The following is a 15,329-nucleotide window of genomic DNA, read 5'->3' as shown; positions in this document are numbered from 1 at the left end:
CTGTGGAACTGCTCCGCCTCGGGCCGGTCGGTGAGGAGCGCCCGTACGTGCGCGCCGCCGACGGCACCGTTCACGATCTGACCTCGCTGACTCTTGAAACCGGTGGCGACATCGACGGCGCTTTCCTGGCCGCGGACGGCATCGCCCGGACCCGCGCCGCCCTCGAAGCCGGCGACCTGCCCGCGGCCGACGTCACCGGCCTCCGGATCGGCGCCCCGGTCGCCCGCCCCGGCGCGGTGGTCTGCATCGGGATGAACTACGCGGCCCACGCCGCCGAGGGCGGTGCCGAGCCGCCGAAGCAGCCGATCGTGTTCTTCAAGCACCCGAACACGGTCGTCGGCCCGGACGACGACGTCCTCGTCCCGCGCGGTTCGGTGAAGACCGACTGGGAGGTCGAGCTCGCGGTCGTGATCGGCAAGCAGGCGCGGTACGTCGAGACCGACGAGGAGGCGCTCGCCTGCGTCGCGGCGTACACGATCTCGAACGACGTCTCCGAGCGCACGTTCCAGATCGAGGTCTCCGGCGGCCAGTGGTCGAAGGGCAAGTGCTGCGAGACGTTCAACCCGCTCGGCCCCGCGCTGGTCCCGGCCGACGAGGTCGACCCCACCAACCTGAACCTGCGCTCCTGGGTGAACGGCGAGCCCCGCCAGGACTCGAACACCCGGGACATGATCTTCTCGGTCGCGGCGCTGATCCGCGACCTTTCGCAGTACATGGTCCTCAGCCCCGGCGACATCGTGAACACCGGCACCCCCGAGGGCGTCGCCCTGTCCGGCCGCTTCCCGTACCTTTCCCCCGGCGACACGATGGAACTCGAGATCGAAGGCCTCGGCCGCCAGAAACAGTCCCTCGGCAAGGCCTGAAAACTGTCCCCGGCCGGCTCTAGGGTCGGCCGGGTGACCTACTTGGACGACATCAGCACCTCGTACGACAACGTCGCGGCCTCGTACGCCGAGCTCGTGGTGGACGGCGCCGACTGGGAGGTCGAGGCGTTCGATCTGGTGGGGAAGTTGGTGGCCGGGAGTGGGCGGCCGGTGCTTGATGTCGGGTGTGGGCCGGGGCGGACGACGGGGTTGCTGGCGGGGCGTGGGTTGCCGGTGGTCGGGGTCGATCTGTCGCCGGGGATGATCGAGGTGGCGCGACGGGATCATCCGGGGATCGACTTCCGGGTGGGGTCGATGACGGCGCTGGAGATTGCGGACAGTTCGGTCGCGGCGGTTGTCGCGTGGTGGTCGATCATCCATCTGCCGCGGGACGTCGTACCGCAGGCGTTCGCGGAGTTCGAGCGGGTGCTGACGCCGGGTGGGTTCCTGTTGCTGGGGTTCCATGTCGGCGAGGAGTCCACCCACAAGACCTCGGGGTACGGCGGTCATCCGATGAACATCTACGTGCACCGGTGGACCGGGGCAGCGCTGACGGAGCTCGCGAGCGCGGCCGGGTTCACGCCGTACCAGGTGAGCGAAATTCCTGAGGACCGGCTGCTCTTCCAGAAGTAGCCTTCTCGCATGACTTCTCGCGTGCGAACCGTGACGTTCGATGCCCACAATCCCTACGAGCTGGCCGGCTTCTGGCTTCAGGTGCTGAAGGCCGAGCGCCCCGACGACGACCACCCCGGCGACCCGTACGCCTCGGTCCCCGCGGACGGCGTGACGGTGCTGTTCGAGCAGAACGACGACGAGAAGGCCGTGAAGAACCGCGCCCACCTCGACCTGGTCCCCGAAACCACCCGCGACGAGGAGGTCGCCTGGCTGCTCACCCTCGGCGCCACCGTCGCCCACGACCGCCGCGATGCGAACGGCATGGGCTGGGTCGTCATGCAGGACCCGGAGGGCAACGAGTTCTGCGTACTCCGCGGCGAGGCCGAGCGCCTCACGACTCCCTAGAGCGGGGGCGTCTCGCCGGTGAGCGTGATCCGCCAGTCCGTCGTCCAGGCGTGTACGGCCACGTCGTACCCGTCGCGGTGGGCGGCGACGCGGTAATGGCCGTTCTCCGGTGGTACGACGTCCGCGTTCCAGCCGCGGGCCCGTAGTGCGGCCGCCGCGGAGGCTACCTCGGCGGCCGGGTCCGGGGCCTTCGGGTTGCCGGTCTGGACGGTGACCCGCGCGACGGTGGCCGGTCCGCGGCCGTCGAACAGTACGCCGGGGTTCACCGGGCCCGGGTCGCCTGTGACGACCGGCCGCTGATCCGGTACGACGGCTTCCGCCACCGCCACCAGCTCGTCCCGCAGGAACTCCCGCTCACCCGTCATCGCCCGGAACCCTTCGACTGCCCGCTGCCCGGCCGGGCCGCGACGTTCGCCTTCACCTGGACAACGGCCGCGGTCGCCGACGCCACCGACGGCCGCCCCGGCGCCGCAACCCCGCCGTACGCCGCCGACGCCTCGTCCCGCGCCGGCTTGCCCGTCACCTCGTTGTACACCGCCGACGCCAGGTGCGACGCCTCGTTCAGCGGGACACCCCAGGCCAGCTTGGTCTCCTCGCCGCGGCTGGTGTCCGTCGTCGTGATCGCGTTCAGGTCACCGCGGACCACCCGCCCGACGTTCCGCAGCGCCTCGCTGTTCTGCCGGTAGTACTCGTTGTGCCAGTGCACCGACACCGGGTCCTGCCCGTGTGGATCAGCGGTCGCCATCCGGACCGCGTCCGGAAACGTCGCCGGATCCGGACCGTGCCATTCGGAGTACGCCACGTAGTCCCCCGGCGCGCGCTCGGTGAACAGCCGGGTCGGCGGCTGGACGAAGTCGGCGGCCTCGTCGACGTACTTCTCGATCCCCGGCGACCCCGTCATCACCAGCCGCGTCGGCCGCGCGCCGCTCTCCATCACCGCCTGCGCTGCCACGTCGGTGCCGTACGAGTGCGCGACGACCGTGACGTCGGCGTTCTCGTCCTTCAACTCGTCCAGCTCGTCCAGGCACTCCGCCAGCCGCGGTCCGCCGTCGATCGCCGCGTCCTTGCTCGCGGCCTCGAGCAGCCCCTGCGGCGAGTCGTAGTCGAACCACACTACCGCCGCGGTCCCCGGGCCGGCCTCCTGCCGGATCAGCTCGCCGCGATCAGACTGCCCGCGGAACGTTTCCAGGCTGTTCCCCATCCCGGGTACGACGACCGCCAGGTGCTCCGCGTGCTCCAGATCGCCGAGGACCTCGATCGCACGGCCCTTGCCGTCCGGGTCGACCTTCAGGAACTGCCGCGGCCGCTCGACCGCGACGACGTTGCCCGCGGCATCGACCGCGGTGTCCTTGACCGGGACGAGCAGCTCCTTGACCGTGTCCAGCCGCTTCCGCTGGTCGTCACTCGCCGTACCGGCGTCGATCGCCGCCTGCAGGCGGTCACGAGCGCCGACGAGCAGCTCGTGATTCGCGCGGAACCGCTGGGCCAGCTGCTCGGACACCGCCATCGTGACTCCCCGTGACGACCGATCCTCTGGGCGCGGGACCGGGTTACCGCAGTCTGGCAGCCGAACGGGCCGAAGACCAGACACCGATTCCCGGTGCGCCGCGACGCCGTCGCACCTACTCTGGTGGAATGCCGTCCGCTCACCATCTGATCGCGTTCGCGATCACCGCGTTCATCATCATCGTCGTCCCCGGCCCGAGCGTGCTGTTCATCGTCGGCCGGGCGCTCGCCGTCGGGCGCCGGGAAGCCGTGCTGACGATGATCGGCAACACGCTCGGCGCCGCGGTCATGCTGGTACTGATCGCCGCCGGCCTCGGCACGCTGATCGCCGCGAGCGCGATCGCGCTGACCGTGATCAAGCTCGGCGGCGCGGCGTACCTGATCTACCTCGGCGTGCACGCGTTCCGGTCCCGCAAGTCGCTGGCCGAGGCGCTCGCGACCGGCGTCAAGCCGAGCAGCGGGCGGATGACCGTGCGGCAGGGGTTCCTCGTCGGGGTGACCAATGCCAAGACCGCGGTGTTCTTCGCGGCCGTGCTGCCGCAGTTCGTGGACAAGGGCGCGAGCAGCCCGGCGTGGGTGCAGATCCTGATCCTGGGCGCGGTCTTCAACCTGATCGCGCTCTGCTCGGACAGCATCTGGGCGTTCGTGGCCGGTACGGCGCGGGAGTGGTTCGCTCGCTCCCCCCGCCGCCTCGAACTGGTCGGCGGCACCGGCGGCCTGATGATCATCGGCCTCGGCGCCAGCATCGCGGTCACCGGCACCAAGGACTAGAGGACGATCCACCTACGTACGGCGACCCGCTGGGACGCCGAGTAGTGCGAGTACTGCGGGGAGCCCGAAGGCGACGAGGTACGCGAGTACCGCCGAATGCGGTTCCATTGCCGCGAACAACGATCCGCCGATCGCCAGTATCGTTGCTGTCGACAACGAGTCGCTGAGCTGCGCCGCGGAGCTGTTCGCGCCCTGCTCGTCGCGCTCGGAGTACTCCAGCACCAGCACCGACAACGTCGGGAACACCGACCCCATGCCGAACCCGGTCAGGCTCCAGCCGAGGATGCCGACCAGGATCGGGACCTGCGGGCTGAGCGTCAGCGCCGCCGTGGCGATCCCGAGCACGATCGCCACCATCCCGGCCTGCAGGAACACCGCGTGCGAGAACGGCTGCTTCGGGCGGCCGCGGTACCACGACGCCGCCGTCCAGCTCAGCGCGCTGATGGTCAGCACCAGCCCCGCGAGCGCCGGGGACAACCCGCGCTGCCGCGTCAGCATCAGCGGCAGGAACACCTCCGCGCCGAACCCGGACGCCGCCACCAGCCCACGCAGCGCGATCACCGACGGCAGCCCGCGCCCGAACGTGAACGTCCCGGACGGCAGCAGCCGCGGCCCGAACACGGCGACACCGGCCAGACCGATCGCGAGCAGCACGAGCTGCGGTACGCCGCGCTGCTGGCCGCCGTAATGCAGCAGCCCGACACCGACCGCCGCCGCGACCGCCCAGAGCGCGCGCTTGTCCCACAGCTTGCCCTGGCGTACGTCGTACGTGTTCGCCCGGGCCAGTCCCGGCCGCATCACGAGGACCGCCGGTACCGCGATCGCCGGGACCGCGAGGAACACGATCCGCCAGCTGGTGTGCTCGACGATCAAGCCGGCGATCGTTGGTCCGACCAGCGAAGGGACGACCCAGCCGGTCGCGAACGCGGCGAAGATCCGCGGGCGCAGGGCGGCGGGGTACAGGTGGCCGACGACGACGTACAGCGCGACCATCAGCAGGCCGGAGCCGAACCCTTGGACGATCCGGCCGACGACGAGGATCTCCATCGACGGCGCCAGGCCCGCGATGATCAGGCCGACCAGGAACCACGCCGTACCGTGCCAGAGCGGGCGGGTCGGGCCCTTCAGGTCACACCAGGTGCCGGAGACAACCATCGCGACGACGCCGGACGCCAGCGGTCCGCCGAACGCGAGCGCATACAGGTTCAGCCCGTCGAGCGCCTGCGCCACGGTCGGCATCGCGGTCGCGACCGCCAGCGACTCGAACGCGGTCAGCGTGATCAGCGCAACCATTCCGACGGTCAGCGCGCGGTACTGCGGGGAGAGGACGCCGCCGGTCTCGACGGCCGGCTCGGCAACGGTGGTCATGCCGAGAACTGTCGGTCCTCAAGTGCACTTTAAGTCAACTAGAGGACGGCGGCGAGCACCAACGCGAGGATCGGCGGGACCGCCTGGGTCGCCGCGGCGCGCGCCATCCGGCGGTCGGACGCGAACAGTACGACGCCGGCGCCGGCCATGCACGCACACGCGAAGAGCGCGATCGCGTGCCCCTTGTCGCCACCCCAGATCAGCCCGCCGAGCGCGCCGATCGCCAGGAACAGGTTGTAGAACCCCTGGTTGAACGCCCACGGCCGCGCGACCTCGACCTCCGGCTCCTTCACCAGAAATCGGCCGTACGTGCTCGGCTTCCGGAACAGCAGGCTCTCCATCGTGAACACGACCACATGGAACAGCCCCGCGACGACGACGAAGACCTGCGCGATCACGTTCATGCCGGGAAGGTACCGCTAGCCGCGCCAGTCCGTGGCGAAGGCGCGCGCTGGGTTGGTGCGGAACACGGCGTCCGCGACGTCGGCACCGAAGTACTCCGTGATCCGCGGGCGGAGATGCGTGAGCAGGTACGGCATGCCCGGGCCTTCGCCGGTCGCGGCGCGGGCGCGGGCCGTCGTGGTGTCGCCGCCGAGCAGCAGGCGGTCGGCGTACCCGCCGTCGACGAGCGCGGCCAGGCAGTCGATCAGGCGCGGGTCGGTCGCGCTGTTCGCCCGCGACGGACCGTCGAACGCGAGCCAGGCGCCACGGCGGGCGAGGTCGAGGTGCAGGCGGTGGTCGGGGAAGCGGTTCAGGTGGCCGAGGATGACGGCGGCCGGGTGGACGTCGAGGCGGTCGACGAGCAGGTCGAGTACGGCGTCCGCGGCGGAGCCGAGCTCGTGGTGGATGGCGATCGGGGCGTTCGTCGCGTGATGCGCCTCGGCGGCGGCACGCAGGACGTGCTCGGCGTGCGCGTCGAGCACGTGAAACCCGCCCGCGACCTTGATCAGACCGGCCCGGACCTGAGTGTCGCCGATGCCGGTCGTCAGCTCCTGGACGAAGATCTCGGCGAGCTGGTCGTAGACCTTGTCGACGTAGCCGTCAGGGTAGTGCTCGCGGCGGTGCAGACCGGTCGCGGCGACGATCGCGACGCCGGTGCTGGTGGAGATGCCTGGGAGCAGGTCCGCGCGCCGGTTCAACCCGTGCGGCGTCCACTGCACGATCGCCTGCCCACCCGCATCGGCAAACGCCCGCACCTCGGCGACCGCTGCTTCTGCGCCGTCCAACACCTGCTCCGCAGGCAGGACGGCCGACCGGAAGAACAGATGATCATGCGAGTCGGTCACACCCAGCGCTCCCGGCACCAGGTCGTTCAACACCGTACGAACCCGCATCATCACCCTTTCCATCAACCCAAACCACCCAAACGGTAACAACCATCAGCCGCTCCGCCGCCGCCCGACAACCTGCGAGCGGCAACCAGCCGCCCACGCATGCGCCACACGTCCCACCCGCTGCTGGCGGAGCGCCGGACTTGCCCGGCTGGTGGCAGAGCCCGCACTTGCCCTGCCAGTTACAGAGCCCCGCACTTGCCCTGCCCGGTTGCAGAGCGCCGACTTGACCGGCTGATGCCTGACGCACCGTGCCCGCCCCGGCGGTGCCGGGGCGGAGGCGGGGTTAGGCGGCTTGTTGGCCGCTGCGGCGGCGGTTGGGGCGGCTTGGTCTCCAGTCACGCGCCCCGGCGCAGCCCGGGGCGCGCCCGGGCTGATGTGTGGTCAGGCGGCTTGTTGGCCGCTGGGGCGGCGGCGTCGGCCACCGCGCCTGCGGTTGGAGCGGGCTGGGCCGGCGCCTTCGGCGCGGGAGTTGTCGGCGCGAGAGGCGCTCGGCCGGCCCGGCTCGGAGCGGGTGGTGGCGCGGGCAGCTGCGCCGGCCGTGGTCGCGGAGCGGTCGCCGGTCGTGGTCGCGGAGCGGGCGCCGGTCGTCGGGCGGGTGGTGGAGCGGCGTGCGGATGAGCGCCCGGAGGAGCGGCCTGTGGAGGAGCGGCCGGTGGGGGTTTCCTTCGGGGTGGGTGCGACGTACGTGCGGTCGCCGGGGGCCAGCTCGGTGAGGAGGGGGTGGCCGGGGTCGAGTTTGGTGGTGGTGGGTTTGATGCCGGCCTTGCGGGTGAGGTCGCGGACGTCGGAGACCTGGTCGTCGGTCATCAGCGTGACGACCGTGCCCTCGGCGCCGGCGCGGGCCGTGCGGCCGGAGCGGTGCAGGTACGCCTTGTGCTCGACGGGCGGGTCGGCGTGGATGACCAGCGTGACGCCGTCGACGTGGATCCCGCGGGCGGCGATGTCCGTCGCGACCAGCGTCCGCGCCGTACCGTCGGCAAACGCCTCCAGGTTCCGCGTACGGGCGCCCTGCGACAGGTTCCCGTGTAGCTCGACGGCCGGCACGCCCTGGGCGATCAGCTTCTTCGTCAGCGCCTTCGCGCCGTACTTCGTCCGCGTGAACACCAGCGAACGCCCCGGCGCGGCGGTCAGATCGACCAGCACCGGCAGCCGCGAGTCCGACCGGACGTGCAGCACGTGGTGCGTCATCTTCGCGACCGGCGACCGCGCCGAGTCGACGCTGTGCGTGACCGGATCGGTCATGAACCGCCGGACGAGGACGTCGACCCCGGCGTCCAGCGTCGCCGAGAACAGCAGCCGCTGAGCGGTACCCGGTGTCTGGTCGAGGATCCGTCGTACGGCGGGAAGGAACCCGAGGTCGGCCATGTGATCGGCCTCGTCGAGCACCGTGATCTCGACGGCGCCGAGCTTCGCGTGCCCGGTCTGGACGTGGTCCTCGAGCCGGCCGGGGCAGGCGACGACGATGTCGGCGCCCTTGCGGAGCCCGGTGATCTGCGGTCCGTGGCCGACGCCGCCGAAGATCGTCATCGAACGCAGCCCGAGCTTGTCGGCGAGCGGCGTGATCGACGCCTGGATCTGGGTCGCGAGTTCGCGGGTCGGCGCGAGGATCAGCGCCCGCGGCTGGTTCGGCCGGCGCTTGGTACCGCTCGCGGCGAGCCGGGCCAGGACGGGCAGCACGAACGCGTACGTCTTGCCGGATCCGGTCCGGCCGCGGCCGAGAACGTCCTTGCCGGCCAGCGAATCCGGCAGCGTCGCCGCCTGGATCGGGAACGGCTTCGTCACCCCGGACGCGGACAGCGCCGCGACCAGCGAGGCAGGGACGCCGAGGTCCGCGAACGTACGGTTGTCGTCGGCAACTGTCTCGACGACGTCGTCGCCGAGGGTCTCCAGGTCGTTGCTCACAGCAACATCACCGACAGTCTGCTCGTTGCGAGCAGCACCGGAACGGCGCCGCCGACGCGGCCGGCGCGCTGCGTCGCCGCGCGAAGCATCCGTGCGCGCAGCATCGGAGCGCGAGGCATCCGTGCGCGCGGGACCGTCGGCAGGCTTACGGCTTTGAGAAGTGGATTGCGTGGTTGTGGACGTGGGGCGGCGGGCCGCCATAGAAGTACTCCAAAAGTTCGGGGGTCGTCCTGCCCGGCGCGGCCGGTGAGGCCGCGGCGCGTGGTGGTCGACTGCTGGCGCAAAGTTATTGCGCTCACCGGCCCGAGGCAGAACTGGGCGGGCCGTCTCGACCAGTCTACGGCACCGACGGGTGCGACCGGGCGGGACACATCTCACACCGGCTACGGTCTGCTGGTGACCGACTTCCGAGTGGACCCGCCCACCGCGGCCGACGAACGCACGCTCCTGCAGGGCTTCCTCGACTTCCACCGCGGCACACTGCTGTGGAAGGTCTCCGGCCTGACCGGCGACCAGCTGGTACGCCGGACCGCGGACCCGTCGAGCCTGTCGCTGATCGGTCTGGTCCGGCATCTCAGCGAGGTCGAGAAGTACTGGTTCCACCGGGCGCTGGCCGGGTACGACTCGCCCGCGAAGTACTGGACGGCCGAGCACCCCGACGGCGACTTCGACCTGGTCACGCCCGCGCAGGCGGAGCAGGACCTCGCCGACCACCGCGCGATCGTCCGGCGCTCCGACGAACTCGCCGCGAGGTACGCCCTCGACGACACCTTCGAACGCCCCGGCCATGACGAGCCGTACTCGGTCCGCTACCTCTACATCCACATGATCGAGGAGTATTCGCGCCACAACGGCCACGCCGACCTGCTCCGCGAGAGACTCGACGGCGCCACCGGCGAGTAGCCGCTACGGCTTGATCGAGTTGATCAGCCCCACGACGTCCTTCGTGACACCGCGCACACCCGGGATCCGGGTCAACCGGAGCAGCCGGTCAACGAGCGGTACGGCGCGGTCGATCAGCGCGCGGGTACGCCGTACGTCGTCGGACTTGTCGTGCACCCAGAACAGCACGATCCCCATCTGGAACAGCCACAGCAGCTCGGGCAACTCGGCCCGCAGGTCGGCAGGGAGCTTCAGGTCCGACCCGTCGACGACCTGCCGGAAGATCTCCACGCTCGCGTCCCGCGCCGGGCGGGACTCGTCGCTGAACGGCGACAGCGGGCTGCCCGGATCGGCCGCCGTCTTGAAGAACGTGCCGGCGAACTCGTGGTACGGCGCGGCCACCTCGAGCCAGGCCCGCAGTACGCCGGTCAGCCGCGGTACGAACGCCTGTTCCGCGGCGAGCACCGGCCCGACCGCGTCGCGGTGCTGGTCCTGGAGCAGGTCGTAGTACGCCTGCATGAGGTGGTCCTTGGAACCGTAGTAGTAGTACGCGTTCCCGACCGAAACGCCCGCCTCGTTGGCGATCGCGCGCATCGTCGTCCGGCCGTACCCCTGCTCCCGGAACATCCGCAGCGCCGTGGTCAGGATCAGCTCACGCGTCTGCTCGCCCTTCGCGGTCGCACCGTCCGTCACACCCGTCAGCGTAATCACCTCCGCTCATCCGCCGCAGCCCAGCCGCCGCCTGCACCATCGCCCGCGCCACCGGGCGCATCGCCGGAGTCGAGAGCCGTACCGCGGTGTGCCTGTGCTCCCCTGTGGCCCACAGGCAGACGATCCACGCCCGGTCGCCGACGTACACCGACCCGTCGTCCGCGACCACGGTGATCTCGCGCAGCGTCGCCGCGTGGTCGAGCGCGGGGTAGCGCGACCGTGCGTACGCCGACCCCGCCGCGACGAACACCAGCCGCACCACCCCGCCGTACCCGTCCGGCGCCGGTCGCTGTCCGGCCAGCCAGTCCTTGAACCGGCGGCACAGCGGGCACCCGGCGTCGTACAGCACTGTCAGTTCACGCATGCTCGATCGGCCAGATCGGAGGCTGACCACCGGCGAACGCAGGGCCCTGGACCATGTCGTTCGGCGGTACCGGCGGGCGGGTCATCGTGTCGAGCTTGCTGCGGTTGCGGATCTTGTTGAAGATCCACACGTTCGTCAGGTGCACCACGCCGAGCACGAGCATTACGATCCCGAGCTTGACGCTGAGCTGCTCGAAGATCCCGCTGCCGCTGTCGACCGGGGTCCCGCTGCGCAGGAACAGCGTCACGAACCCGAGGTTCAGCAGGTAGAACCCGACCACGAGCAGCCGGTTCACCGCGTCGGCGATGTCCTCGTTCCCGTGGAACACGTCGACCAGGAAGATCCGCCCGTACCGGCTCAGCGTCCGGGCCACCCAGACCGTCAGCGGCACCGCGATCAGCAGGTACAGCAAGTACGTCATGACCGTCAGATCCATCATCCGCCCCACTTCTTGAACACGTTCAAATCGTTGCGTCCCTGACGGTACGCCGAAGTTTTGAACATGTTCAAGTCGACCTGGACGTGATCTGGGGCACGATGGAGGCATGACGACCTGGGTCTTCGAAGGAACCGTCCTCCCCGCCGGGGACACCGCCCGCCTGACGTTCGGCCAGGACCCCGACGGCGACCGGCTGCCCGGCCGGTACGCCGTACCCGGGCTGGTCGACTCGCACTGCCACCTGACCTTCGACGAGACGCCGGACGGGCCGGTGCTGCGCGGCGAGGACTTCGCGGCCGAACGGCTGGCCGAGCTGACCGGTGCCGGCATCAGCGCGCTCCGCGACGTCGGCGGCAACCGCGACGTCACGCTGCGCCTCGCCCGGGACCCGGACGACGGCCGACCGCTCGTCCTCGCCGCCGGCCGGTTCCTCGCGCCGGCCGGGGCGTACTTCCCGCGGGCGCACGAGCCGGTCGCCCCCGAGCAACTGCTGGCCGCGGTCGAGGCGGAGATCGCCGACGGCGCGACCTGGCTGAAGCTCGTCGGCGACTTCCCGGAGGTCGGCCCGGACGGCCCGATCCGGGGCAGCAAGATCAGCCCGACGTACGACCTCGAGCTCGTCGCGGCGATGGTCGAACTGGCGCACTCGCGGAACGCCCGGGTCGCGGCGCACGTCACCACCGACCACGTGACCGGCCTGATCGAGGCGGGAATCGACTCGGTCGAGCACGGTACGGCGCTGACCGAGCAGGACCTCGAGGTGCTGGGTGCCCGCGGTGGCGCGTGGACGCCGACGCTGTCCGCGATGTTCAGCCCGGACCCGGACGAGACCCCCGAACGACGGGCCCGCCGCGAGGAACGGTCGGCGTACCTCGCCTCGGTCCTCCCGCTGGCCGAGCGGTACGGCGTCCAGGTGCTGACCGGGTCCGACGTCGTCGGCACGGTCGCCGGCGAGATCGACATGCTGGTCAAGCACGGGCTGACCGTCGAGCAGGCGATCACCGCCGCGTCGACCGGCGCGCAGCAGTACCTCGGGTTGAGCGGCGCCGGCAACCTCGTCACGTACGACGCGGACCCGCGCGAGCACCCCGGCGTACTGGCCCGTCCGGCCGCGGTCGTGCTCAACCACCGGCGGATCGCATGAAGGAGAAGGACCTCGACCGCTGGGTGCAGAAGTACCGGAAGGCGTGGGAGAGCAACGAGCCGAAGGACATCGCCGCGCTCTGGACCGCGGACGCCACCTGGTACCGGCGGCCGGACGAGCCGCCCGTGGTCGGCCAGGAGGCGATCGTCGACGCCTGGCTCGACCTTGCGGACGCGCCGGGCGAGACGACGTTCGAGTACGAGGTACTCGGGTTCGGGGACGGCGTGGCGTTCGTGCGCGGCTGGACGACGTACCTGACGAATCCGCCGGGCGAGTTCAGCAACCTGTGGGTGATCCGGATGACGAAGGACCGGGCGCACGAGTTCACCGAGTGGTGGATGGAGAGGCCGCGGTGAGCTACGCTCGACGCAGGCGCTCAGGGTGCCACCGGTCCGCGGGAAGGGCTCAGCCCACCTGAGATGCTTGTACTGAGTATGGATTGACCTCCTTTCTCGCCTGACGACGCGGACAGCAGGCTCGTAGAGAGGAGGTCGGCGATGCCGACCCGACACCTTCCGGACGACCCGAACCTCGACCACCTGCGCGGGCAGGCAAAGTCTCTGCTCAAGGACGTCCGAGCCGGCGACAGCGTGGCGATCGCGCTCGCCGCCGAGTTCCATCCCGTGCAGACGCTGGCGGACGCGCAACTCGTGATCGCCCGCAGCTATGGCTTCCCCAGCTGGCCGCGGATCGTGCGACACCTCGAACTGGTGGACCACTACAGCCGGTCCCCGCACCGGCAGTCCGTCGGCGGGCCGCTCGACACGCCGGAGCAGCGCGCCGACGAGTTCCTGCGGCTCGCGACCCTGCACTACGGCGAGGACGATCCAGCCCGGCAACGGTCCGTGCACTCGCTGCTGCAGCGGTTCCCGGAGATTGCCCAGAGCAACATCTATACGCAGGTGGTGGCCGGCGACACCGACATCGACTACTCGCAGGCGAGCGTCGAGGGTGGGCCGTACCGCTGGCAACCACTGCTCTACCTCACGTACAGCCGCCTCGATGCGCCGCATCAGCTGGAGATCGCCCACAAGCTGCTGGAGAACGGCGCCGACCCGAACGCGGGCTACCTCTGGCAGGGCATGCCGTCACCGTTCACCGCGCTCACCGGGGTGTTCGGCCGCGGCGAAGGCGATCAGCCCCCGCACCACGAACGCGTCGAGCTGGCGCGGCTGCTGCTCGACGCGGGCGCGGACCCGAACGACAGCCAGACCATGTACAACTGCGGTCCCGGCTGTCCCCCGCCGTACGACGACGTACACCTGGAGCTGTTGCTGGAGTACGGGCTCGGCCGAGGGGACGGCGGGCCGTGGCACGAGCGGATGACGACCGCACACCCGACGCCTCAGCAACTGCTCGAAGACGAGCTGGTGTTCGCGTCGATGGCCGGTCTGCGGCATCGCGTCGAACTGGTGCTTGCCCAAGGCGCCGATCCCGAAGGCGTCGGGACGCAGCACCCGGGCTTCAGCGGCGAACGCCCGTACGAGCTTGCCGCCGTGCAGGGGCACACGGAGATCGCCGAGCTGCTCCGCGCCCGTGGGGCCGCACCGCTGGACGAGATCCACGAGGTGTACGCCGCCGCGATGCGCGGGGAGCTCCGTGACGTCGATCCCGCGCTGGCGGCCCGGGCCGTCGCGCGCTACCCGAACCTTCCGGTCCGCGCGGCCGAGGTCGGCCGGACAGAGGCGATGGAACCGCTGCAACGGCTCGGATACGACCTCAACCGGCCGGCCACCGCGCCGATCCACCGCGCCGCTCTGACCGGCCACCTGGAGACGGTACGGAGGCTCATCGAGCTCGGAGCCGACCCGGAACTCCGCGACCCGAACTACCACGGGAACGCGCTGAGCTGGGCCGAACACAACCACCAGGAGGCGGTGGCCGCCTACCTCAGGGGCTTACCGCAAGGAACAGGAACGCGCTGAACACCGCGAGATGAACGGCGCCCTGCAGCAGCGTGGCCCGACCGGTCGACAGCGTGATGATGCCGGTCACCACCGTCAGCGCGAACAGCACCATCTCCTTGCCGCCGAGCCCGAGGACGAGCGGGCCGCTCAGCCAGATCGAGGCGAGCGCGATCGCGGGGATGGTCAGGCCGATACTGGCCAGCGCTGAGCCGAGCGCCAGGTTGACGCTGGTCTGGAGACGGTTGCGGAGGGCTGCCCGCACCGCCGCGATCGTCTCCGGCAGCAGCACCAGCATCGCGATCACGACACCGACCACGGACAGCGGCAGGCCGGCCGACTGGACGGCGTGCTCAAGGTTCGGCGAGACGGTCTTCGCGAGCCCGACCACCGACACCAGGCAGACCAGCAGCAGCCCGAGGCTGAGCAGCGCGGTCGCCCCGCTCGGCGCGTCGGCGTGATGGTCCTCGTCCTCGTCGACGTCGCCGTTCGTATCGGCCGGGAGGAAGTAGTCACGGTGCCGGATCGTCTGGATGAACACGAACACGCCGTACATCACCAAGGAGGTGACACCGGCGAAGGCGAGCTGCGCAGTGCTGAACTGCGGACCCTCCGCGCTCGTGGTGAACGTCGGCAGCACCAGGCTCAACGTCACCAGCGCGGTCATCACGGTCAGCGCCGAGTACGACGCCTGCACCCGGAACACCTGCACGCGGTGCCGCAGCGAACCGAGCACCAACGCCAGCCCGAGGATGCCGTTGCAGGTGATCATCACCGCGGCGAACACCGTGTCCCGGGCCAGCGACGCGGCCTTGTCACCACCGGACGCCATCAGCGTCACGATCAGCGCGACCTCGATGACGGTCACCGCGAGCGCCAGGATCAGCGTGCCGAACGGCTCACCGACCTTGTGCGCGACCACCTCGGCGTGATGCACCGCCGCGAAGACGGCAGCACCGAGACCGATGCAGACCAGGAGCAGCAGCACCGTGCCCAGGTCCCGGTGCCAGGACCCGACAAGATCCAGGAAGGCGAGCGCGGGCACGACAAGGGTCCACTTCGGCAGCCCTTGGGTCACGGATTTACTCATCCCTGCGAAGCCTAGCCGCAATCCGCTTGGC

General features: G+C 70.6%; 18 protein-coding genes. 8 read left to right on the top strand and 10 right to left on the bottom strand.

Annotated elements, in window-relative coordinates; genetic code table 11:
* Positions 1–2 precede the first annotated feature (2 nt).
* The 3 genes from ACXJJ3_RS23485 to ACXJJ3_RS23475 are packed head-to-tail and all read left to right on the top strand — an operon-like array spanning position 3 to position 1,883.
* Positions 3–863 carry a fumarylacetoacetate hydrolase family protein gene (locus tag ACXJJ3_RS23485; RefSeq protein ID WP_458163984.1) on the top strand — a complete coding sequence of 287 codons (861 nt, stop codon included), beginning with the start codon at positions 3–5 and terminating at the stop codon, positions 861–863.
* A 33-nt stretch (positions 864–896) separates the two neighbouring features.
* Positions 897–1,496: a class I SAM-dependent DNA methyltransferase gene (locus tag ACXJJ3_RS23480; protein WP_458163983.1), complete on the top strand. Its 600-nt coding sequence runs from the start codon at positions 897–899 to the stop codon at positions 1,494–1,496.
* Between the two features lie 9 nt (positions 1,497–1,505).
* Positions 1,506–1,883: a VOC family protein gene (locus tag ACXJJ3_RS23475; protein ID WP_458163982.1), complete on the top strand. Its 378-nt coding sequence runs from the start codon at positions 1,506–1,508 to the stop codon at positions 1,881–1,883.
* On the opposite strand, the gene ACXJJ3_RS23470 is transcribed toward ACXJJ3_RS23475, so the two are convergent.
* Positions 1,880–2,248, bottom strand: a complete 369-nt coding sequence (locus ACXJJ3_RS23470) for a hypothetical protein (RefSeq protein ID WP_458163981.1) — start codon at positions 2,246–2,248, stop codon at positions 1,880–1,882. The two genes, ACXJJ3_RS23475 and ACXJJ3_RS23470, sit on opposite strands and share 4 nt — an antisense overlap.
* Positions 2,245–3,390 (bottom strand): alpha/beta hydrolase, encoded by a 1,146-nt coding sequence (locus ACXJJ3_RS23465; RefSeq protein WP_458163980.1) that lies wholly within the window; start codon positions 3,388–3,390, stop codon positions 2,245–2,247. Before ACXJJ3_RS23465 ends, ACXJJ3_RS23470 begins: the two co-directional genes overlap by 4 nt.
* A gap of 128 nt (positions 3,391–3,518) precedes the next feature.
* Here ACXJJ3_RS23465 and ACXJJ3_RS23460 point away from each other — a divergent pair, with 128 nt between their 5' ends.
* Positions 3,519–4,160 (top strand): LysE family translocator, encoded by a 642-nt coding sequence (locus ACXJJ3_RS23460; protein WP_458163979.1) that lies wholly within the window; start codon positions 3,519–3,521, stop codon positions 4,158–4,160.
* Positions 4,161–4,172: 12 nt separating this feature from the next.
* Here ACXJJ3_RS23460 and ACXJJ3_RS23455 read toward each other — a convergent pair whose 3' ends face one another.
* The 4 genes from ACXJJ3_RS23455 to ACXJJ3_RS23440 form a co-directional block, all read right to left on the bottom strand.
* On the bottom strand, positions 4,173–5,528 hold the full coding sequence (locus ACXJJ3_RS23455) for an MFS transporter (RefSeq protein WP_458163978.1): 1,356 nt from the start codon (positions 5,526–5,528) through the stop codon (positions 4,173–4,175).
* Between the two features lie 38 nt (positions 5,529–5,566).
* Positions 5,567–5,932: a DUF1304 domain-containing protein gene (locus tag ACXJJ3_RS23450; protein ID WP_458163977.1), complete on the bottom strand. Its 366-nt coding sequence runs from the start codon at positions 5,930–5,932 to the stop codon at positions 5,567–5,569.
* 15 nt (positions 5,933–5,947) lie between these two features.
* Entirely contained in the window at positions 5,948–6,865 is a 918-nt protein-coding gene (locus tag ACXJJ3_RS23445; protein WP_458163976.1) for a phosphotriesterase family protein, read from the bottom strand.
* A gap of 378 nt (positions 6,866–7,243) precedes the next feature.
* Positions 7,244–8,764 (bottom strand): DEAD/DEAH box helicase, encoded by a 1,521-nt coding sequence (locus ACXJJ3_RS23440; RefSeq protein WP_458163975.1) that lies wholly within the window; start codon positions 8,762–8,764, stop codon positions 7,244–7,246.
* 396 nt (positions 8,765–9,160) lie between these two features.
* Between ACXJJ3_RS23440 and ACXJJ3_RS23435 the strand changes: the two genes are divergently transcribed.
* On the top strand, positions 9,161–9,667 hold the full coding sequence (locus ACXJJ3_RS23435; protein WP_458163974.1) for a DinB family protein: 507 nt from the start codon (positions 9,161–9,163) through the stop codon (positions 9,665–9,667).
* A gap of 3 nt (positions 9,668–9,670) precedes the next feature.
* On the opposite strand, the gene ACXJJ3_RS23430 is transcribed toward ACXJJ3_RS23435, so the two are convergent.
* The 3 genes from ACXJJ3_RS23430 to ACXJJ3_RS23420 are packed head-to-tail and all read right to left on the bottom strand — an operon-like array spanning position 9,671 to position 11,160.
* Entirely contained in the window at positions 9,671–10,339 is a 669-nt protein-coding gene (locus ACXJJ3_RS23430) for a TetR family transcriptional regulator (protein ID WP_458163973.1), read from the bottom strand.
* Positions 10,299–10,721 (bottom strand): thiol-disulfide oxidoreductase DCC family protein, encoded by a 423-nt coding sequence (locus tag ACXJJ3_RS23425; protein WP_458163972.1) that lies wholly within the window; start codon positions 10,719–10,721, stop codon positions 10,299–10,301. Before ACXJJ3_RS23425 ends, ACXJJ3_RS23430 begins: the two co-directional genes overlap by 41 nt.
* On the bottom strand, positions 10,714–11,160 hold the full coding sequence (locus tag ACXJJ3_RS23420) for a hypothetical protein (protein ID WP_458163971.1): 447 nt from the start codon (positions 11,158–11,160) through the stop codon (positions 10,714–10,716). Before ACXJJ3_RS23420 ends, ACXJJ3_RS23425 begins: the two co-directional genes overlap by 8 nt.
* Positions 11,161–11,266: 106 nt before the next feature.
* On the opposite strand from ACXJJ3_RS23420, the gene ACXJJ3_RS23415 reads away from it, so the two are divergent.
* From ACXJJ3_RS23415 to ACXJJ3_RS23405, 3 genes are all read left to right on the top strand, one after another.
* The gene (locus ACXJJ3_RS23415; protein ID WP_458163970.1) at positions 11,267–12,304 is read left to right on the top strand and encodes an amidohydrolase family protein; all 1,038 of its coding nucleotides are present in this window, start codon (positions 11,267–11,269) and stop codon (positions 12,302–12,304) included.
* Positions 12,301–12,660 carry a YybH family protein gene (locus tag ACXJJ3_RS23410; RefSeq protein WP_458163969.1) on the top strand — a complete coding sequence of 120 codons (360 nt, stop codon included), beginning with the start codon at positions 12,301–12,303 and terminating at the stop codon, positions 12,658–12,660. The genes ACXJJ3_RS23415 and ACXJJ3_RS23410 overlap by 4 nt, the downstream gene beginning before the upstream one ends.
* 141 nt (positions 12,661–12,801) lie before the next feature.
* Positions 12,802–14,229, top strand: coding sequence for an ankyrin repeat domain-containing protein (locus ACXJJ3_RS23405; RefSeq protein WP_458163968.1), 1,428 nt, complete (start codon positions 12,802–12,804; stop codon positions 14,227–14,229).
* Here ACXJJ3_RS23405 and ACXJJ3_RS23400 read toward each other — a convergent pair.
* Entirely contained in the window at positions 14,195–15,298 is a 1,104-nt protein-coding gene (locus tag ACXJJ3_RS23400; RefSeq protein WP_458163967.1) for a calcium:proton antiporter, read from the bottom strand. The genes ACXJJ3_RS23405 and ACXJJ3_RS23400 overlap by 35 nt on opposite strands.
* Positions 15,299–15,329: the final 31 nt, after the last annotated feature.

It is taken from the genome of Kribbella sp. WER1, from assembly GCF_054189145.1.
This window is presented reverse-complemented; position numbering and strand designations above follow the sequence as displayed.